We start from the raw sequence: 19,833 nt of genomic DNA on the forward strand, positions 1-19,833 counted from the left end.
AAAATAGGACAGATAATTTCAACATAATAAAATAGATTTTTTTATGAAAACATGTAGATTAATTTTGTTGTTGGTGATGGCTCTCTTCATCACCGCTTTTTCTAAGGCTCAATCAACGATGGATGTGAGCAAGTTCACCCGTTTGGATAACGACTTGACGGCGCGTATCACTAAACCTGTGAGAGATAATGATGAGGGTAAGCTTTGTGCGCTGATTCGTGTGATAACCAATTTGAAGGACATCGAGTTTCGTGCTGATGCCTTGGGCATAGTAAAGACGGAGCAGCACAATGGCGAGGTGTGGATTTATGTGCCTTATGGCGCCAGAAGTCTGTCTTTCGCTCATGAGGGTTATTTCCCTGTAGTGTATCAGTATGAGGGAAATATTGACGAAGGTGTGGTTTATGAATTGCGCCTGAAGAGCTATACTGCAGCAGAGACTGCTGCAGGAAGCAGCACCAACACCCAGATGTTTGTTTTGAGCCATAATCCTGATGATGCTTCTGTCTTTGTTGACGGCGTTGAGGTGAAATCAGAGAATGGTGTGTTTGCTGCTATGATGAGCAAGGGTAAGCATACTTACAAGGTTGAGGCAGACAAGTATGCTCCTCAGGAGGGAGATTTTGAGGTTACCAACGATATCGTGCGTGTTGATGCCAAGCTGAAGCCTCTCTTCGGACAGTTCACTCTCTATACTCTTCCTGTAGAAGGATTTGATGTCTTCCTCAATGGAAAGAATGTGGGTAAGTCTCCTTACCAGAGTGAGAAGATGGAACCTGGTAAATATCAGGTGAGACTGGAGAAGAACAAGTATTATGCCAAGGATACGCTTATCACCGTGCGCAAGGCAGAGACTACCAATTATACCTGTACCTTGACTTCGTTTGCCGATAGTCTTTTCTACAATCGCCGTTTGGGTGGTCGTGCAGTTTCCTTTGGCGTTTCTGCGGGTTATCTGATGCCTACGGTGTCTACTTCTGCAGGTGGCAGCTTCGTGGGTAGTCCGTTGAACTATTCTTTTGCTGATTCTCGTGAGAATGCCAACTATAAGTCGGAGCAGGGCTTCACGGTAGGACTCCTGGCAGATATTCGTCTTTATAAGAACTTCTACCTGATGTCGGGTGTGAACTACACCTATTATAAATATAAGAATGCAGTGAATAATTCGCTGAAGGATTATACTTGCCGTGCCACCCAGTCGGCTGTTTATATCGGCAACAACGACTTTGATGTGGAGGAGGATTATACGATGCATACGCTTGAGGTGCCTCTCTTGCTGTCTTACCGTTTCGTGCTGACCAAGACGGGAAGCTTGCATCTCAATGCCGGTCCATTCGTGAGCTATGGCTTGAAGGCCAACTTGAAGGTATCTGGCTCTACCAATACTTATGGTAATGTATATACCCGTATCGGACAGGATGTGCTGATGGATTCGCCTGTTGGTACTTTCAACAACAACGAGCAGTTTAATTCAAGCCTTGATTTGTATAGCAAGACCATGACATTGAAGAAGACGGTTCAAAGCGGCGGAAGCTTAGGTGCCAATAACGAGGTGGAACATGTTTTTGACAAGTCTCCATACAATCGTTTCAACTATGGCTTGAAGTTTGGTGTAGCCTATGAGTTGAAGGGCTTCCAGTTGGGTGTTAATTATAATCTGATGTTGTCTAACATGGCAAACAAGGAATATTGGGAGAGTACCCGTCTTCCTATGTTCAATGGCTTGACAGGTGATAACAATATGAGCGGTTACAAGCAGCGCATCAATTCCATCGAGGTGAAGCTGGGCTACGTTCTGAGATATTAATTTTATAAATCTATCATTAATAAGAAATATGCTTATGAAACGACTGATAAATCGATTATGGCTACTTCCGCTCCTGCTGCTGCCATTGATGGTTTGTACATCATGCAGCGACGATGATGAGGCGGAGTCTGCATCGCGTAGCGGCATCCTGGGAGGCTGGTTCCTAGACTGGAGCTCCTCGGATAAGGCGATGTGGAATGAGATGACATTCAATGGAGATGGTACTTTCGCCTATTGTACTGTTACCAGCTCCGTAAAGGAAGAAATTAATCTGAAGGAAGCAGATACAAGTACCTATACCTATGATGGAAAGGTGCTGTCGTGTTTGTATAATTGGTCTATGGGCTCTAGTTCCACTGAGAAGCTTAGGGTAGATTATCTGGATAAATATACTTGCACGGTGGAAAATGAGGCTTATGGTGCGGTAGAAACCTATAGCCGAATCGTAGATACCTATTATCTCAATGTGGGTGATGTAACTAATTTTGTTTACGAAGATCCTGATTTTTCGGCAACTTCTTATGTCTCTTCTGATTCAAGGATTGCCTTGGCTTCTGAAACGGGAGAAATTTCTGCCTTGAAGCGTGGTACTACCTATATCACGGCTCGTGCAGATGTGGGAGCTGTTACCATCAAGATTATCGTTTCCGACAGAAAGTATGCCACCGATGAGTATGGAGATGATTTGACATTGAGCAAGCGTGAAATCGCAAAGAAGTATGGCAAGAATTACTTGGAGCTGCCTGCTTTGAATGGCTGGCTGTATTATCCTGGTTATGTGGATATCAATGCCGTTATGTTCGTTTTCGATAAGAACGACAAGGTAAAGAAGGTTACTGCCCAATATTGGACGGATATCGATCTGAGCAAGATTACCCAGTCGTTTGAGAATAAATATGAACGGGTTGGTGTTGAGGATGAAGGCTTTAATGCCTTTGTTGTCCATGGTGACAAATGCAATTATTATGCTTATACAGATGTCAAGACTTCTACTGTTGGTTATGAGAAAATCGAGAGTGATTTCGAGAAATATGATGGTTGCGTCTCGTCTACGGCTGACGAAATTGCCAAGCTGTTGGGCTATGAGTTGACAGAAGAGGACGATGGACTCATTAGTGTCCGTCTTTACGATGGTGATATGTATGAAAAAGCGCAAGTGTTATATGATACAGAAACGTTGACTCCACAAATTGTGGCCTTTACCTGCAAGGAGGGTGTAACACAACAGGAAGTATTGGATCTCGTGAAGGCTAGCTATCCGGTTTTCGTGGAAGACATGGGCTATTGCGAACGAGAGGATTGGTGGAACATGAGTAAGGTTATTTTCGTAACGGTGGGCACCGATAAGAATGGACATACTCAGGTGAAATATGTGAGATATTAAAATGTGAACGATATGAAGAAAATAATATATTTTTTGTTCTTGGCCATCTGTTGCGTGGCATGTGATTCGGATGATGATGTCATCAGGAAAACTTTTACCTGTAGCGATTTTGATGGAGAATGGCTTTGCTATGACGGGGAGAACGGGACTTCTGCAATAGATATGCAGTTGGTGGACAGAGGAAATTCCTATCGAGCTACCATCTTCACGGATATTTATTCCAATATGAATGTCTATGATTCTCAGTATGGCTTCTTCTCCTATTATAAGGCTTCCAATATGATCAGAATGCAGGTTCGTTCTCTGAAAAGCGAAGAAGTAAGCAGTGTGGATTATCTGTTGACAGATGTTGATGACTGTACGCTGAAATTATGCAGCAAGAAGTTCAACTGCATTGATGTCTTTTATAAGGTTGTGGATAGCAGGGAGTTGGCTTTCGGTCAGACGGCTCAGATGGATATCTCTCAAATATCATCATTTACGCCTTCTGAGTATCAGGTGCTCAATAATAATGTGGCTACTGTTGATGAAAGCGGATGCGTTACGGCTTGTGGCATAGGTTCTACTTTCGTGGTGGCCAAGGATGGCGACAAGCGGGTGGCTATGAAGATAACCGTGACATCACTTGTTGATGTTCATGCGGCAGAAGTATATGAAAGTGTTGATGATGTGCTGGAGAAATATGGCAATCCGGATGTACAGGCTGACTTAGCCAATAATTCTGCAGGTATTCTTTATAAGAAGCCTAGTTTCGAGCCTACAGCTTCAGCCATTGAGTTCGACTATGACAAGACTTCAAGAAAAGTGACTAAGATTATGGTCAAATATAACTCTCAGGATAGTTTTGAAACTGATAAGAAATATATCGTGGATCATTTCTATGCCGTTGATTTGGGAGATATTTATTATTGTGACCAGGAAGACATATTGGCCTCAAAGGTACATATTCTTCCTTTCTTGAGTACAGATGGAAATTATTACATCACTTATGGAAGTTCTACTTACTTCTTTACCTATGGTCACTATTAAAGATTGATTTTTTAGGATTGTCTTATGGGATGGGGTGCGTCTGGTACGCACCCCATTTTTATTTGACTGATCACTTATCTTTTTTTCTCTTTTTATCCATCACATCCCTCACGTTTTCTCTTTTTTTAATATTAACCATTTGATAATTAGGTTATTATCTCTTTAGTCTAGCGTGATAGATAGACGAAATATTTACAATATCAATCACGCTATCGGTCACGATTTGCCCTCATGCCTCACGATTTCCGGCTTCCTCTCTTCCAGAAAACGTTCTTTAATGCACGAAAGCCGGGACAAGGTCGAAAATTTTTGGGAAAAAGCTTGCATTCGGCTTTAAAATTTTGTATCTTTGCAGTTGAAAGGTTATACGGAGCCATCTCTCACACGGATGATACCCTATGTTCCTTTTCAGAGAGTAGTCAACATAGATTCCACAATGGCTAATTACCACTGCGAAACCTTTTAATCAACTTTCAATTTATTTTTTTATGAAGTTAAATCTTAATGATCCAAAGTTCATCAACAGTCTGGTGGACTACCATTGGATGTACTGTTTCAATGCCGAATGTCCTCGCGCCGCTGAGTGCATCCGATTCATTACGGCAAAGTTCAAGCCCGCCGATGTTACTTCCGGCAATGCAGTTTATCCCGATGCAAACCTCCACGGACCTTGCACCAACTTTATGCGTGTGCGCCAGTTTAAGGCGACATGGGGCTTCACTCACCTCTACGACCAGGTGAAGCATAGTGATGTGCAGACCATCAAGTTCCGGGTAATGGATATCGTGGGCAACCGTACCACCTATTATCGTGTGCACCGAGGCGAGAAGCATCTTACGCCAGAGCAGCAGGAGCAGGTGAAGAACCTCTTTGCCAGCTATGGTTATGGGGAACCTACCTACGACCATTATGCCGAAGAAATCGGATTCACTTACGAGTAATCTGATTTTGTTCCACGCGTTGGCACAAAGTGAGTCAACTAGTGGCATGAAGGGTTTCATGGCATGGCACAAAGTGTTTCAACGTCAGAAACAGTTGAAACAGTTTTTGAATAAACTTTAAATAATTGACAATGAAAATTACAATCACACATAGAAATAATAAGAACCAGCTCCTGGTCAGCACCAAGAGTCTGGAACGATTCCTGGAGCGCATCGTGAACGATGATGCCAAGAATACCGTAGCCAACTTCCGTGAATATGTGCCTTGGCTCACCAATGGCTATGACGGGTACAAGAACATGGCAAGCTGGATGCATGTTCACCCTGCTGCCGAATTTCAGAAATCGGAAAACGGACTCCTGAAGATGAAGCAGAATAACGGTGTTCTGCTGCTTACGTTTGTTAATATAGAGGAAGATGGAGGCGTGGATGCCGTCAAGCAGAAAGTGGCTAGTCTGCCTTCCACCCTCGCAGCCTTTATGGGAGCCGACGGCATCAGTCTGAATGTCTTGGTGAAATATGCTTTGGCTAAGGGAAGTCTGCCAGATAATGAGGTGGAGGCTGACAGAATTTATAAGCAGGCATTCCAGACTTTCGCTCCGCTTTATCAGATTCTGGTAAAGGCAACGATGCAGATGCCCGAGCCTTCCATCTACTCTGATTTCCTGTTCACCCAAGATGCTTCGCCCTATTATCGCGAGGATGCGTTGCCTTTGGTGCTGAATGAGGTTATCCACACCGTTGAAAAACCTGTGGATAACTTGAAAGATGCCATTGTGGATAACTCGGAAGAGGATGTGGATAAAGATGGTAAGGAGTTGAGTGATAATATTATGCGTATGATTGGATTTCTGTGCAAAAAGTATGATTTCCGATATAATTCGGTGATGAAATTCACAGAATATCGACCGAAAGATAAGGATTATTGGGGATATCAACCGGTGGATGCCCGTGTGCAGAAGCGCATGACGCTGGAGGTGCAACTTGCCAATATTCGTGTGAGTATCAAGGATGTACGCAATTATCTGGAGTCAGACCTTCTCTCTACCTATAATCCTGTGGAAGACTTCCTTTTCAAGTGCGCAGGCAAGTGGGATGGCAAGGATTATATCCGTGCCCTGGCGCATACGGTGCCTACCGATAATCCTTATTGGGAGGATTGGTTCTACACCTGGTTCCTGGCGATGGTTAACCAGTGGCGTTCCTATAGTCATCGCAAATATGGCAATTCCGTGGCGCCGCTTCTCATCTCCAAGCAGGGTTACAACAAGAGTACTTTCTGCAGATCTCTGGTTCCGCCCGAGTTGCAGTGGGGGTATAATGATAACCTTGTGTTGTCAGAAAAAAGGCAGGTGCTTCAGGCGATGTGCCAGGCGCTGCTTCTCAACCTGGATGAGTTCAATCAGATATCTCCTCAGGTGCAGCAGGGATTTCTGAAAAACATCATCCAGTTGCCGAGTGTGAAGATGAAGCCGCCGTATGGCAGTCATGTGCAGGAGTTTCCGAGAATGGCATCCTTCATCGCCACTAGCAACATGGAGGATATCCTCTCCGACCCATCCGGCAATCGCAGATTCCTGGGTGTGGAACTGACGGGTCCTATCGATGTGAGTCAGCTTCCGAATTATGAACAACTCTATGCGCAGGCATTGGCGGCATTGCAGGCTGGCGAGAAGACCTATTTTGATGCGGAGCAGACCAAGCTGATTATGGCGAGCAACAGAAAGTTTGAGGTGATTTCTCCGGTAGACCAGTATTTCAATCTCTATTTCGACCTGACCGATGATGTCAAACTGGGCGAGTATCTTACGGCAGCCGAGATATTCCAGGAGTTGAAGAGTCATATCGGATCTTCGGTGAAGTTGAGCAATCTCATCAGCTTCGGTCGCAAGCTTTCGCAGATGCCATCCATCCATCGCAAGCGTTTTAATGACGGCATGCGATACCTGGTGGTGCGAAAATCGTGAGGGATAGAGCCAAATCGTGAGTGATAGCGTGATGGATATTTCCGTTTTCGGGAGTATTAGTCACGCTATTAAAGTATCTGTATATGAGTAAGTTAATATGGATTTCAACTATAAATCGTGATGGGTGATAGATGGGTTGAAAACTTTGTTCTACGTATGCGGGGGCAGATGTTCTTATCCAATTATAAACGAAATACTTCGTTACGAAATTTTTCGTAAAAAAACGCGAAAAATGCAGCGCACTGCAAAAAATGCCTAAAAACGGAAGAAATTTGCAGTGCGCTGCAAATTTCTGAGAAAAGTTTTGTATATTTGCAGCGCAATGCATTTTTTATTGGCTAATATACGATTGGAAATATGATAGAGCGCAAGGAATATATGGCTCTTCTGGAAAAATGGAGAGACAAGAAAGTGATAAAGGTGGTTACTGGCATCAGGCGATGTGGCAAATCTTCTTTGTTGAGGATGTTTCGGGAGAAGCTTCTGGCTGAAGGTGTGTCCGAGAATCAGGTGCTGGAGCTCAATTTCGAGGATTTGGATAATGAACAATACCTTGATTATAAGGTGCTGTATGCTTATTTCAAGAAACATCTCGTGAAAGGCAAGATGAACTATCTTTTCTTTGATGAAATCCAGATGGTGGATAATTTCCAGAAAGTGATAGACAGTTTGTTCTTGCTGGATGATGTAGATATCTACGTAACGGGTTCTAATGCCTATCTTCTTTCTGGAGAGATAGCAACATTGTTAACTGGCAGATATGTGGAAATCAAACTGTTCCCGTTTTCCTTCAGGGAATATCTGACGGCGCAGTCTGATGATATGAATCTGGAAAGGGCATATCGCCGATACATTGAGGACGGATCTTTTCCATATATATTGCAGATTAACCACGACCGTGAGATGGTGCGTGAATACCTTTTGGGATTATACAATACCATTGTGTTGAAGGATGTGGTGAGCCGAAGGAAGATTACGGATGTGATGATGTTGCAGAGTGTGGTTCGTTTCCTGGCGGATAATATCGGCAATATCTCTGTTATCAAGCGTATCAGTGATACGATGACTTCCCTGGGGCGCAAGATTACCTCGCATACAGTAGAGAATTATGTTTCTGCATTGATAGATAGCTATATCTTCTATTCCGTCTCCCGATTTGACACCAAAGGAAAGCAGCTGCTGAAGACAGGCCAGAAACTTTATCTGGCTGATATCGGTTTGCGCAACGTAATCAATGGTACGAAAGGTGGCGATTTGGGACATATCCTGGAAAATGTAGTTTATCTGGAGTTGGCCCGTCGGGGCGGAGAAATCTATGTAGGTAAAGTGGGTGATGCCGAAATAGATTTTGTAGTGATAAAAGGTGAGTACAAGGAGTATTATCAGGTGTCGTTGAGTGTGAGGGATGAGAATACGATGAATCGTGAACTGGCTCCCCTGCAAGCCATTCAGGATCATTATCCTAAATATCTCCTTACGATGGATAATGACCCTGAAGTGCTGCATGATGGTATCAGGCAGATATATGTGCTCGACTGGCTGGTGGAGGGGTAGGGGTTATTCCTCCGCTTCTTCGCAAGCCACCATTTCGGCTCCTCTATAAATCACCACGAGCTTGTGCAGCTTGGTGGTCTTGATAGATTCCCTTACGATGTCGCTGTCGGCATATCGGCAAATCTGGGCTGAGGCTTCCTTGAAGAGTTGCTTCACCTGTTCGTCCGTGGTGCTCGATTTGCAGTATTTCAGTTCCACGATGTAAGAATCTTCCATGCTTCTGTAGATGTCGCAGAGAGGTAAGAGGAAGATGTCGGCATAGCCGCCATCATTGTCTAATTCCGAGATAGGACGGTAGAACTTGCATTGGCTGGTCATCGCCAGGGTGAAACCGTGAACGTAAGCTTCTCCCTTCTGCTTGTCTCGCTGAGAGGAATAGCGTTTCAGGCAGTCGGCGATATAGTCAAAATAGGGTTTGAAATCGCCATCGTATGCCAAACGGCTCTCCAGCTTGTTCTTGTCGTATTGCTCGAAAGTAAGATCGTTCTCCCTGTAAGTATCCAGAAGATAAGTGTATATCTGGTCGCGCACCACTTCGTTAGGGATGATAAACTTGGTAGAACCCTTGTATTCTCCATCTATCGTTACCAGACCGAAATAGAAGAGCAGACTCAGGAAGTTATCCGGGTCATTGATGCGGTCGGCAGGGAAATTCTCTACGAGATTTCCTGTAGCATATCCCTTTGTTACTAACTCTTGGATGATGCTGGCATCATGGGCAAATTCCTTGTCGTGGCGGATGAGCATACGTATCTTGCTATAGTCGATGCGGATGTTGGGTTCCACCATTTTGTCTGGAATATTGCAGTCGTTTTCTATGTAGTTATCTACGAAATTGAGTACCATGATAGAGTTGTACATGGTAGTCTTGCCGTAGCTGTTAATAGCGAAGCAATAGTTGTCAAACCAAGGCTTCATGATTTCTATAAGTTCATCCACTGTATGGTTAAAAGGCAATACGCCAGCGTAATAGCTTAACATATCCCTTACCTCTTCCTCAGTGAATCCTGTCATTTCGTTAAAACGGGGTTTTAAGGAATAGTTCGTGCCGATGTTAAAGCCACTGGTTAAGTCGTCCATCGTTACAGGGCTTACTCCTGTAACGAAGATACGGCCCAGTGAAGTATTTGCAGCCCCCTTGATGGTATTGAAGAACCGGCGCAGATAGCCTTCTCCATGAGTCTGTCCCTTGTATCTTTCGAGGTGTTCCTCGCTGGAAAGAATCATGTTGGTGAAGTTGTCGTATTCGTCAATAAAGAGGTAAATCTTTTGCTTCACCTCGGCACACTTCTGGCACAGGAATCTTAACTGTGCGATGGCTCCTTGCTCTGATTTCATTTCCTCCTTGGTGCCTTGTGGCAACAGGGCGGCGTATCGGGTACAGAAATCTTCAAACACCAGTCGGCAATGAGTATCGAGGCCTTCCTTGTAGTCGTCAAGTCCGCTATCTACCTCTGCGAAGTTGAGGTGTATGACGAGATAGGTGTTGTGCTCAGGTGTAGGATTCTTGCCGATATAGAGACCTCCGAAGATGGTTTCGAAATCATCTTTTTTATTGATGTCGTAGTAATTTTCGAGCATAGAGAGGGTAAGGCTCTTGCCGAAACGGCGAGGGCGTATATAGAAGAAGTACATATTTGATCCTTCTATATCTTCAATAAAAGGAGTTTTGTCAACGTAGTAACAATCCCTTTCTCTCATTTCCTCAAAATTCTGCATGCCGTATGGTATGCGTTTGCGATAGATTCGCTTTCTTCTTTCTTTTATATCCATAGCTTAATCCTCCTATTTTAATTGATTCCGCTGCAAAGATACATTGTTTTTTTGATATTGGCAAGGAAAAGGGAGGAAAAGTTTTATCTCCCCAACCTCCATAAAAACTTCTTCTTTTATTTTGCCGTGTGGAATAAAAAGCGTAACTTTGCAGGCGTTGTAAGAGAGAATGGATTAAGAACGGTAAAATTACATATAAGATAATTGATTGTTATGAGAAGACTAACTTTATTGCTGATGTTCTGCTTGTGCCTCACTGGAATGAAGGCGCAGGGGAAACAGGAAGTCTTTTATGTCAATTCGTTTTGGAGCAACTGGTATGTGCAGACAGGACTCGATATGTCGCTCCAGAATCCTTATGGACATGACTTCTTGGGGGATGTATTTCCTAATGGTAAGTCGTTCGGATTGAACGTGGCCATGGGAAAGTGGATTACTCCTGTCCTCGGACTCCGCGGACGTGTAAACTGGGAGAATGGTATCAAATTGCTGAAAAACGGGCACGACAACTGGCTCGCTCCTTTTGATCAGCCTGGAAAAAACATGGATAAGGGTGGATATCTGACCGTGGTGGGGGATATCCAGATTGACCTGCATAACCTGATATGGGGATACAGGGAAGACCGACTGTGGAATATGCAGGTGTATCCTCGTGCCGGAGGTGCATATAATTTCGGTGTCTCTAAGGGTACCCCTCTTGTAGGAGTCGGTATTGGCAACACATTCAAGTTGAATGACCAGCTGGGACTTTACTTTGATGTGGCTTACAATATGGTTTCAAGTGGATTTGTTGGCGTGGAGAAGGATACGGGAACAGGCTCCAACAGCAACGGATTCTTTGATATTTCGCTGGGAGTTACTTTCAATATCTCCAAGACGAAGACTTTTAAAAAGGTGGGAGAATAATCCTGTAATTGAAAGAACAATATATAATAAGGTGAAACATCATGAAACATTTCTTGATTATATTATGCACCCTGGCATGTAGCCTGGGGGTGAATGCGCAAAACCAGAAGGTGCTTACTGGTACCCTTTGGGATAATTGGTTTATACAGGCTGGTTTGGATATGTCTTTGCAGAATCCTTATGGATGCGATTTCTCGGAGGTGTTCCCAAAAGGAAAGACCTTCGGTGTGGATGTGGCGTTGGGAAAATGGTTTACGCCGCATGTGGCTTTGCGAGGAAAGGTGAATTGGGAGAACGGACTCTCTATCTTCAAGAACAAGCACCTGGAATGGATAGGGCCGGCTGAGGATCCGCAGAGCAATATGGATGAAGGCGGTTATGCCGTATTCTGCGTGGATGTTCCTATCAGCGTTAAAAACATTTTCATGGATTATAACCCCGACCAGAAGTGGAATTTCTATGTCTATCCTAGAGCTGGCTTGGGATGTAATTTTGCCATCCATTCTGCTTCCCCTACAGTGGGCGTCGGTATGGGTGGAACCTATAAGATCAAGAAGCGCCTGAGCGTTTATGCTGATATGTCGTATCAGGTTATCACCAGTGAATTTATGGGTGGTGTAGCAGGCACCGGCATGTCGGTTTCTTCCGGAAGCAATGGCTTCTTCGGCTTTAATGTGGGTGTGCAGGTGGATTTGGGAAAGAGTTGTGGAAAGTTTCAAACTCTATCCTCATCTTCTGCTCATTAAATCTGATGCCATCCCGATTGATGAATCTCGATAGCGATCCATTGGCAGCCAACTCTCTTGGGGTGCCGATGGAGAGATGGTTTTCTTCCATCAGCCAGAGACGGTCGGACAGTTGGAGGGCCAGCTCTACATCATGGGTAGATAACAGGATGGACTTGTGCTGCTCGTGTGCCAGGCGGCGGAGCATCTGGAGGGTTTCTACCTTGCTCGGAAAATCGAGGAAGGCGGTAGGCTCATCCAGGATGATGATGCTGGTTTGCTGAGCCAAGGCTTTGGCTATCATCACCTTCTGGCGCTCTCCATCGCTTAATTCATGGATATAGCGGGATGCCAGGTGGGGGATGCCAACCTGCCGGATGGCATCATCTACTATCTGATGGTCGGATGATGATAAAGTTCCCCAGAAATTGGTATAGGGGGAACGACCGATGCCAACTACTTCTTTTACTGTGAGTTGGGTTACATCGGGTTTCGAGGTTAAAACCACTCCGATGATTCTCGCCAGTTCCTGGGCAGAAAAAGCCGAGAGAGATTTTCCGGATAGCAGGATTTCGCCTTCCAATGCCGGCTGGAATCCGGCTAAAGTTCTGAGTAAGGTGGATTTACCCACTCCGTTGGCTCCGATGAGACAGGTGAGTTCATCGGCCTGGAGTGAGGCACAGATAGATGAGGCTATCGCTCTGAGCTGGTGCTTTGAGCGATAGCCTATCGTTAGATTCTTGAATGTGATTGTAGCTCCCATCAAAATCCTTTTTCTTCAAATTTTTTATACCTGCGAAGCAAAGACAGGGATTTACTTGGCAGCCAAAACCTCTACCTCTACGAGAGCGCCCTTTGGCAACTTCTCTACGGCTACGGCAGAACGGGCTGGATATGGCTGGCTGAAGAACTCAGCATAAACCTCGTTCATGGCTGCGAAATCGTCCATGCTGTTCAGATAAACTGTGGTCTTAACCACGTGAGAAAGGTCGGTACCTGCTGCCTTCAGGATGTTCTGGGCGTTGGTGAGGCTCTGGCGAGTCTGCTCCTTGATGCCACCCTCAACGAAATTACCTGTTGCTGGGTCGATAGGAATCTGACCTGATGCAAATACGAAACCGTTTACTTCGATAGCCTGGCTATATGGTCCGATAGCTGCAGGCGCATTGTCTGTGTGAATTGCGTTCATGATCTTTAATATATAATTTATAATTTACAATTTATAGTTTATAGCATTTCTCTTTGCTATTATACTATTATACAATCCAGAGATGGAAACCTTTCTGTTCCAGGCCACTCTTGATTTCCTTGACATGGGCTGAGTCGCGGGTCTCCATCGTGAGTCGGAGCACGCAGGCATTCACCTTGTTGCGATTGGCAGAACGGTCGTGATGAACTCCCGTGATGTTGCCGCCCAGGCTTGCGATGACGGAGGCTACCTCTACCAGCTCGCCCGGTTTGTCGTCAAGCTCCATCTCTATGGTGCAGAGGCGTCCGCTCTTCGAGAGACCGCGGTTGATGACACGGTTCAGGATGGTAACATCGATGTTACCGCCACTAACCACGCAGATGGTTTTCTTGCCCTTCACCGGCACCTTGTTGTACATTACGGCTGCTACACTTGCCGCCCCGGCACCTTCTGCCACCATCTTCTCGCTTTCAAGAAGTTTCAGGATGGCAGCGCAAATCTCGTCCTCGCTCACGGTCACGATTTCATCCACGTAGTTGGAGCAGGTCTCGAAGGTGAGTTTTCCAGGTTCCTTCACGGCGATGCCATCGGCAACGGTTGCCACAGAAGGCAGCTTCTCCTGCTTGTGGTCGTGGAGACTCTGAACCATGCTGGCTGCTCCCTCAGCCTGAACACCATAAACCTTTACGTTCGGGTTCAATGACTTGATGGCGAAGGCTACTCCTGAAATCAAACCGCCACCACCTACTGGTACAACGACCGCTTCTACATCAGGCAACTGGTCGAGAATCTCCAGTCCGATGGTTCCCTGACCGGCAATCACGTTCTCATCATCAAAAGGATGCACGAAGGTATAACCAAATTCATCCTTCAACTCCAAAGCTTTCTGGTAAGCGTCATCGTAGACACCTGGAACCAGACAGACTTCGGCACCCAGTCGCTTGGTAGCTTCTACCTTCGAGATAGGTGCACCTTCAGGCAAGCAGATGAGGCTCTTTACCCCCATGGCAGTGGCTCCGAGCGCCACACCCTGTGCATGGTTGCCTGCCGAACAAGCAATCACTCCCTTTTCTTTCTCCTCTTTAGAAAGTTGAGAAATCTTATAATACGCACCACGAATCTTGAACGAACCTGTCTTCTGTAGACATTCCGGTTTCAGATAAACATCACTCTCTGGGTTGATTCTTGGTGTGTGAACCAGCTCAGTTTTTCTAATCACCTTGCTCAGCACGAAGCGAGCCTTGTAGAAATTGTCAAGTTGTAACATAATGGTTGATATGCTTTTATTCTGTAGTCTGTCAGGAAATACTCTCCTGAGTGATTTTGCCTGCAAAGATACTTTAAATTCAAGAAAACACAAAATAATTCAAATTAATTTTTGTTTATTCGATAATAATGTGTAATTTTGTAGGCATGAAAAAGGCGATAGTTATCATATTCGCAGTCATGTTCTGCCTGCTTGCTGCCAGCTATTATTTTGACCTGGGCAGAAGTACTACGCTGAGGGCACTGCAGGAAAAAGGTAAACAGACGACGAAAGACAATATGCTCTCGTCGCAGAGCGTTACGTCTATCGCTTGCGATAGGCGAGAGTTGATGTGGATTGGTACATCGGCTGGTGTCAATGTATATGATGGCAAGAACTTCGTGCAGTTCGGTCACGACATCAAGGATACCACAGCCCTGCCCGATGACTATATCAATGTGCTGCATCTCGACAGAGCCGGCAGAATGTGGGTGGGAACGCAGAACGGACTTGCCCGATATGTGGGAGCTTACCGCTTCCATCGCATCGCCCTGCCCGATGATCATGATAACATCGTGGCTATAGAGGATAGCAGGGAAAAGGATGATTCGATGGCGGTGCTGGTGAGTGACGGCAGCCGTACATTTCATATCAGTGGGGATGAGAAGATTACGCCATCCCATAGGCAGATAAAGCCCAATCATTTGCAGACTCCGCTTCCTGAAGACCTTTCTATCTTGCGCAAACCCGTAGAGGTGGTGAGTGCTACCTTCAGGGATCATGGTGATAATCTCTGGGTGGGTTACCGCAATTCGGGCTTTCAGGTTATTTCGCAGAATCGTATTGCTTACAAGAAAGCCAACGATAATCCTTTGGCAAAGGCTACCAAGGGAATGGCGATGCTCTGCATGACTGCGGTGGGAAATCATCTGCTGGCTGGTACAGCCCTGCGGGTGTTTATCTATGATTTGCAAAACCGTCGCATCGGACAGATACCATTCCGAAATATCTTCGATTCTGTTCCCGCACCCCAGAAAATCAATCTGAACAACATCGTGAAATATGATGATGAGCATGCCTGGATGGTGAGCGGACACCAGGTGGCGAGTTGCCGTATCAGCGATGAATGTGCCGATGTGCTCCACAAATCTCCCGTGTTGAAGTCTTTGCTTGGCTACGGATTGAAGGTGGGCGATGCTCTGTATGTATGTAGCGAGGGAGGAAAGCTCCTGCGTTTCCGCTTTGATAACCTGCAGCCTGATACCATCCCGGTCCCAAGTGCCTATTATGACCATGAAACCAAGATGGAGAAACTGGCCGATGGAAATATCCTGCTGTTTATGCAGGGTATGCATCTCGCCATCCTTTCTCCTAAAACGGGAAAGATAAAGGAGATGAAGGTGGCTGGCATGCCTGAGTACGGCAACTTCGACCCTGCCTTCGCTAAGCTGGATTCGTATGGAATGGTGTGGCTGGGTACCAAGCGTGATGGACTTTACCTCATCGATATGAAGAGAAAGTCTATGCGCAGTGCCAAGGTACTGAACGATACTCATATTGAAGGAATGGTAGAAGACAGGAATCGCCAGCTTTGGGTAACCACTATGCGTGATGCCTTCTTTGTCACCTTCAAGAGCAAGGTTTTTATGATGAACGGTCTGCTCTCGGCTAGCCAAGACCGTGACGACTGGCAGTTTTATAATAATTCCATCTGCCTGTCGCCTGACGGTGACGTGGTGTTTGGCAGTTCTATGGGTTGCAAGTTTATGCCGCAAGAGGCGATGTACACCGATTTCATGCAGACCCCAGCCGGTATTCATGCAGCCGAATTGCTGAATATCTATGGCATGGAGGTGAAGAAGACGGATGGCAAGGTGCTTGCCGCTACCGACGAGATATCACATCTGGATAGCTATACTTTTGCCTATGACGAGAACGACCTGAGGTTTAATTTCTATTATCCTTCGTTCAGTCGCCGTTCGGCACTGATGTGCCAGTACAAGCTGGAGGGGTATGACCATGACTGGCAGATGCCTACCTATGGTAAGGAGGCTCATTACTCCAACCTTACCCCGGGAAAATATACATTCCGCTTGCGTTTGATATCCGCTCCCGATAAGCCTGCCTTGTCTGAGCGCAAGATAGAAATCATCATCAAGCCTGCCCCTTGGCAGTCGTCGGCGGCATGGTTGCTCTATTTCGGCATCATCGCCCTGATGCTTCATATCCTCAATACGTTCTATCTCAGGGCACGTACCAACCGGCTTCATCTCTTGCAGGAACAGCAGGAACGTGAACGTGAGAAGCTTGCCAAGGAGATGAACATGAGATTCTTTGCTAATGTTGCCCACGAGTTCAGAAACCCAATCACCATCATCGCCGGTCCGCTGATGACGCTGAATGCCGACAAGGCTTTGCCGCAGTCGGTGCATCGCACGCTGAACCATGTATGCATGAGTGTGAACAGAATGCTGAGGCTCATCGACCAGATGCTCGACTTCAACCAGTTGGAGACGGATGAGCTGCGCCTGAAGGTGGCAGAGGTAGATGTTATCGAGGCGTTGCGCCAGCAGGTGACTGCCTTTGGGGATTCGGCAAGAATCAAGGGCATCAAACTGGAACTGGTGAAACAGAGTGCCGACTATCGGATGTGGCTGGATTTTGATAAACTGGAAAAGATTCTGGGCAATCTCTTTACCAATGCCTTGAAGCATACTGAACCTGGAGGTGTTATCCGAATACAGGCTGGTGTGAAGGATAAGATGCTGGAAATATCTGTCTTCAACAGCGGCAAGGCGATAAAGGAGGATAAGTTGCAGGATGTGTTCAAGCGATATTACCAGTTGGCAGATACGCAGAATTCTAATCTTTACGGTTGGGGTACGGGCATCGGACTTTATTATGTAAAGCGCCTTGTGGAGCTTCATCATGGTTCTGTCACGGTGAAGAATGTGCATGCGGTGAGCGAGATCTCTGCTGAGGCTTCGCTCAGGAATGGTGTGGAGTTTTGTTTCTGCCTGCCGATGGATAGGTCTATATATAATAAGGTGGAAATTGCGGAACAGGAGAAGCGGGTGATGCAGATTCCTTTGAGTGCAGATTGCTCTATGGAAGCAAAACCTGAAGAAAACAAGAAGATGAATAGACCTAAGATTCTGGTGGTGGATGATGATGTGGATGTGGCACAATATCTGCATTATATCTTTGCTGCCGACTATGAGGTGGTGAACCGCTATTCGGCAGAAGAGGCACTGGCAGACCTGGAAGAGGTGAAGCCAGATTTGATACTCAGCGATATCATCATGGACAAGATGTCGGGCTATGAATTCTGCAGGGTATTGAAGAATGATTTGATGTTCAGTCATATCCCTGTGATATTGATTACGGCGATGTCGAAGATGAGCGAGCAGATAGAGGGCTTGAAGTTGGGGGCAGTGGCATACGTTACCAAGCCTTTCGACCCGGCTTACCTGAAGGCGCTTGTGGTTTCGCAGTTGCAGAACATGCAGACGCTCCGTCAGCGTTTGGGTGAGAGTACGGAAACTCAGACCTTGTCGGAGAAAGTGGCGGATACTCTCTCTGAGCAGGACAGGAAGTTTATGGATGAATTATATCAGTTGATGGAGAAGCATTCTAAAGAACAGGATTTGAGTGTTTCTACCATGTGTAAGGATATGCTGATTAGTCCGGCTAAGTTTAATTATAAAGTAAAGGAACTTACAGGTGAGACTCCTGGCACCTTCTTCCGTAAATACAAGCTCAACAGGGCAGCTGTTTTGTTGCGTGAAGGCAAACTTAATGTTTCAGAGATAGCCGTGTTGACAGGATTCAGTACTGCGGCCCATTTCTCCGTTGCATTTAAGAAGCAGTTCGGCGTTTCGCCGAGCGAATACCAGTAAGCTCCATTTTTCATGGAGCTTGCTCTTTCCTGCAAGTTCCCCGTTCTCGCAATTATTTTTGGATTGCCTATTGTAATCAGGTTTGTTCCAATAGGGGATGAGGCTCATCGCCTCACCCTTATTCAAAAAAACAGTATTTTAGTTGAAGTTTATTGGGAAATTCTATATTCTTTTTACGGGCGCAAAGTTAGTGATTTTTGGCGTTGGATGCTTTCGTTTTTATATAATTGGTTTTCGAAAAAATATAAAAACGTCTAATAATGAACAATTTAGAAAATAAAAGGGACGGAATTTAAGGTTCTTGTAATATAACAGAAGTTTCGCATGTGGTTCAGGTACGGGCTGAAGGCCCAAAAGCTCCTAGCCCAGGGCATCGCCCTGGGTAATCATTGACGCAAGTTTGTCGCCCTGTAAGGGCAAAAGCTTTCAAGTACCAGGCAATATACGAAGCTTTTGCCCTTACAGGGCGCCTTGTTGACTGCTATTATACCCAGGGCGATGCCCTGGGCTAGGAGCTTCTGCCCTTTCAGGGCGTGCTGGCGTATGTGCTGGAATCTTTACATTCCGAAATGTTCGAGGGCTGCGGCTACGCCATCCTCTTCGTTTGATAGCGTAACATAGTCGGCTTCGGCTCTTACTTCTGGGGCTGCATTCTCCATCGCCACCCCCATGCCGGCAAGCTTCAGCATGCTCAGGTCGTTGTAACCATCGCCGAAGGCAATCATGTCGGCAGGAGTAAGATTGATTTTCGCCAGGAGGCGAGTCAGCGACTTTGCCTTGTCTATCCCCTTAGGTACCAACTCCAGGAAGAAAGGAGCCGAGCGGAAGATATCCATTCTGTCTCCCAACTTTTCTACTAAATCCTCTTCAGCCTTGAGCATGAGGGTAGGGTCGCCAGTCATGAGGAGCTTGGTAGGATGAGGCTCCAGGGCTTCAAACAGGTTGTCCACCTTTCGGATGTTCATCTTGTTGATGCGCGACTCCTCTTTCACATACTCATCGTCTGGCATCTCTGTGATGATTTCGTTGCCGGCATATCCCAGCAGGGCATGCCCTTTCTCCTTGGCATAGGCATATAATTCCGGTATCACTTCATCCGGCAGAAACTGCGAGAAGAGTTTTTCGCCAGTCTGGGCGTTCACGATATTGCCACCATTATAAGAAAGAATGTAACCTCCTCGCTGATTCAGTTCCAGGCATTCTGCCACCGGTTCGATGCCGTAGGTAGGGCGACCGGAAGCAAGGATAATTACGGCTCCCTCGCTTGCAGCCTTGAGCAAGGCTTCGCGGGTCTTGGGGGTAACCACTTTCTCGTGGTTGGTTAAGGTGCCATCCAAATCAAGGGCGATGGCACGATAAGGAATCTGTTTTGCTTTTTCCATTGTTCTATATGATTATGCTATTTTTCGTTTA

The 19,833-nt window shown here is 45.8% G+C and carries 14 protein-coding genes; 9 read left to right on the forward strand and 5 right to left on the reverse strand.

Features of this window, described 5'->3' with window-relative positions:
* Nucleotides 1-43 precede the first annotated feature (43 nt).
* The 6 genes from KUA49_RS02365 (at nucleotide 44) to KUA49_RS02390 (ending at nucleotide 8,682) form a co-directional block, all read left to right on the forward strand.
* A complete protein-coding gene (locus tag KUA49_RS02365; protein WP_218411993.1) occupies nucleotides 44-1,807 on the forward strand; it encodes an outer membrane beta-barrel protein in 1,764 nt (587 codons plus the stop codon).
* A gap of 34 nt (nucleotides 1,808-1,841) precedes the next feature.
* Nucleotides 1,842-3,191, forward strand: a complete 1,350-nt coding sequence (locus KUA49_RS02370) for a hypothetical protein (RefSeq protein ID WP_218411994.1) — start codon at nucleotides 1,842-1,844, stop codon at nucleotides 3,189-3,191.
* Between the two features lie 12 nt (nucleotides 3,192-3,203).
* A complete protein-coding gene (locus KUA49_RS02375) occupies nucleotides 3,204-4,220 on the forward strand; it encodes a hypothetical protein (RefSeq protein ID WP_218411995.1) in 1,017 nt (338 codons plus the stop codon).
* Nucleotides 4,221-4,708: 488 nt separating this feature from the next.
* Entirely contained in the window at nucleotides 4,709-5,161 is a 453-nt protein-coding gene (locus KUA49_RS02380) for a DUF6078 family protein (RefSeq protein ID WP_218411996.1), read from the forward strand.
* A gap of 131 nt (nucleotides 5,162-5,292) precedes the next feature.
* Entirely contained in the window at nucleotides 5,293-7,128 is a 1,836-nt protein-coding gene (locus tag KUA49_RS02385; protein WP_218411997.1) for a VapE domain-containing protein, read from the forward strand.
* A gap of 357 nt (nucleotides 7,129-7,485) precedes the next feature.
* Nucleotides 7,486-8,682, forward strand: coding sequence for an ATP-binding protein (locus tag KUA49_RS02390; protein ID WP_218411998.1), 1,197 nt, complete (start codon nucleotides 7,486-7,488; stop codon nucleotides 8,680-8,682).
* 3 nt (nucleotides 8,683-8,685) lie between these two features.
* Here KUA49_RS02390 and KUA49_RS02395 read toward each other — a convergent pair whose 3' ends face one another.
* Nucleotides 8,686-10,455: an ATP-binding protein gene (locus tag KUA49_RS02395; RefSeq protein WP_218411999.1), complete on the reverse strand. Its 1,770-nt coding sequence runs from the start codon at nucleotides 10,453-10,455 to the stop codon at nucleotides 8,686-8,688.
* A 213-nt stretch (nucleotides 10,456-10,668) separates the two neighbouring features.
* Between KUA49_RS02395 and KUA49_RS02400 the strand changes: the two genes are divergently transcribed.
* On the forward strand, nucleotides 10,669-11,361 hold the full coding sequence (locus KUA49_RS02400) for a hypothetical protein (RefSeq protein ID WP_203041585.1): 693 nt from the start codon (nucleotides 10,669-10,671) through the stop codon (nucleotides 11,359-11,361).
* A 41-nt stretch (nucleotides 11,362-11,402) separates the two neighbouring features.
* Entirely contained in the window at nucleotides 11,403-12,107 is a 705-nt protein-coding gene (locus KUA49_RS02405) for a hypothetical protein (RefSeq protein ID WP_218412000.1), read from the forward strand.
* On the opposite strand, the gene KUA49_RS02410 is transcribed toward KUA49_RS02405, so the two are convergent.
* The 3 genes from KUA49_RS02410 to ilvA form a co-directional block, all read right to left on the reverse strand.
* The gene (locus KUA49_RS02410; RefSeq protein ID WP_218412001.1) at nucleotides 12,031-12,849 is read right to left on the reverse strand and encodes an ABC transporter ATP-binding protein; all 819 of its coding nucleotides are present in this window, start codon (nucleotides 12,847-12,849) and stop codon (nucleotides 12,031-12,033) included. The genes KUA49_RS02405 and KUA49_RS02410 overlap by 77 nt on opposite strands.
* A 51-nt stretch (nucleotides 12,850-12,900) precedes the next feature.
* The gene (locus KUA49_RS02415) at nucleotides 12,901-13,275 is read right to left on the reverse strand and encodes a RidA family protein (protein WP_006848032.1); all 375 of its coding nucleotides are present in this window, start codon (nucleotides 13,273-13,275) and stop codon (nucleotides 12,901-12,903) included.
* Nucleotides 13,276-13,342: 67 nt separating this feature from the next.
* Nucleotides 13,343-14,542 carry a threonine ammonia-lyase gene (gene ilvA, locus KUA49_RS02420; RefSeq protein WP_218412002.1) on the reverse strand — a complete coding sequence of 400 codons (1,200 nt, stop codon included), beginning with the start codon at nucleotides 14,540-14,542 and terminating at the stop codon, nucleotides 13,343-13,345.
* Between the two features lie 128 nt (nucleotides 14,543-14,670).
* On the opposite strand from ilvA, the gene KUA49_RS02425 reads away from it, so the two are divergent.
* Nucleotides 14,671-18,420: a response regulator gene (locus tag KUA49_RS02425; protein WP_218412003.1), complete on the forward strand. Its 3,750-nt coding sequence runs from the start codon at nucleotides 14,671-14,673 to the stop codon at nucleotides 18,418-18,420.
* A gap of 557 nt (nucleotides 18,421-18,977) precedes the next feature.
* On the opposite strand, the gene KUA49_RS02430 is transcribed toward KUA49_RS02425, so the two are convergent.
* Nucleotides 18,978-19,784, reverse strand: a complete 807-nt coding sequence (locus KUA49_RS02430) for a Cof-type HAD-IIB family hydrolase (RefSeq protein ID WP_218412015.1) — start codon at nucleotides 19,782-19,784, stop codon at nucleotides 18,978-18,980.
* Nucleotides 19,785-19,833: the final 49 nt, after the last annotated feature.

The sequence above is a fragment of the Segatella copri genome, from assembly GCF_019249655.2.
Taxonomy (GTDB): Bacteria; Bacteroidota; Bacteroidia; order Bacteroidales; family Bacteroidaceae; genus Prevotella.

Coding starts and splice junctions, on each gene's coding strand:
- ilvA (WP_218412002.1), bottom strand. CDS start 14,542: ATGTTACAACTTGACAATTTCTACAAGGCTCGCTTCGTGCTGAGCAAG.
- KUA49_RS02400 (WP_203041585.1), top strand. CDS start 10,669: ATGAGAAGACTAACTTTATTGCTGATGTTCTGCTTGTGCCTCACTGGA.
- KUA49_RS02375 (WP_218411995.1), top strand. CDS start 3,204: ATGAAGAAAATAATATATTTTTTGTTCTTGGCCATCTGTTGCGTGGCA.
- KUA49_RS02425 (WP_218412003.1), top strand. CDS start 14,671: ATGTGTAATTTTGTAGGCATGAAAAAGGCGATAGTTATCATATTCGCA.
- KUA49_RS02410 (WP_218412001.1), bottom strand. CDS start 12,849: ATGGGAGCTACAATCACATTCAAGAATCTAACGATAGGCTATCGCTCA.
- KUA49_RS02395 (WP_218411999.1), bottom strand. CDS start 10,455: ATGGATATAAAAGAAAGAAGAAAGCGAATCTATCGCAAACGCATACCA.
- KUA49_RS02365 (WP_218411993.1), top strand. CDS start 44: ATGAAAACATGTAGATTAATTTTGTTGTTGGTGATGGCTCTCTTCATC.
- KUA49_RS02415 (WP_006848032.1), bottom strand. CDS start 13,275: ATGAACGCAATTCACACAGACAATGCGCCTGCAGCTATCGGACCATAT.
- KUA49_RS02405 (WP_218412000.1), top strand. CDS start 11,403: ATGAAACATTTCTTGATTATATTATGCACCCTGGCATGTAGCCTGGGG.
- KUA49_RS02385 (WP_218411997.1), top strand. CDS start 5,293: ATGAAAATTACAATCACACATAGAAATAATAAGAACCAGCTCCTGGTC.
- KUA49_RS02380 (WP_218411996.1), top strand. CDS start 4,709: ATGAAGTTAAATCTTAATGATCCAAAGTTCATCAACAGTCTGGTGGAC.
- KUA49_RS02370 (WP_218411994.1), top strand. CDS start 1,842: ATGAAACGACTGATAAATCGATTATGGCTACTTCCGCTCCTGCTGCTG.
- KUA49_RS02390 (WP_218411998.1), top strand. CDS start 7,486: ATGATAGAGCGCAAGGAATATATGGCTCTTCTGGAAAAATGGAGAGAC.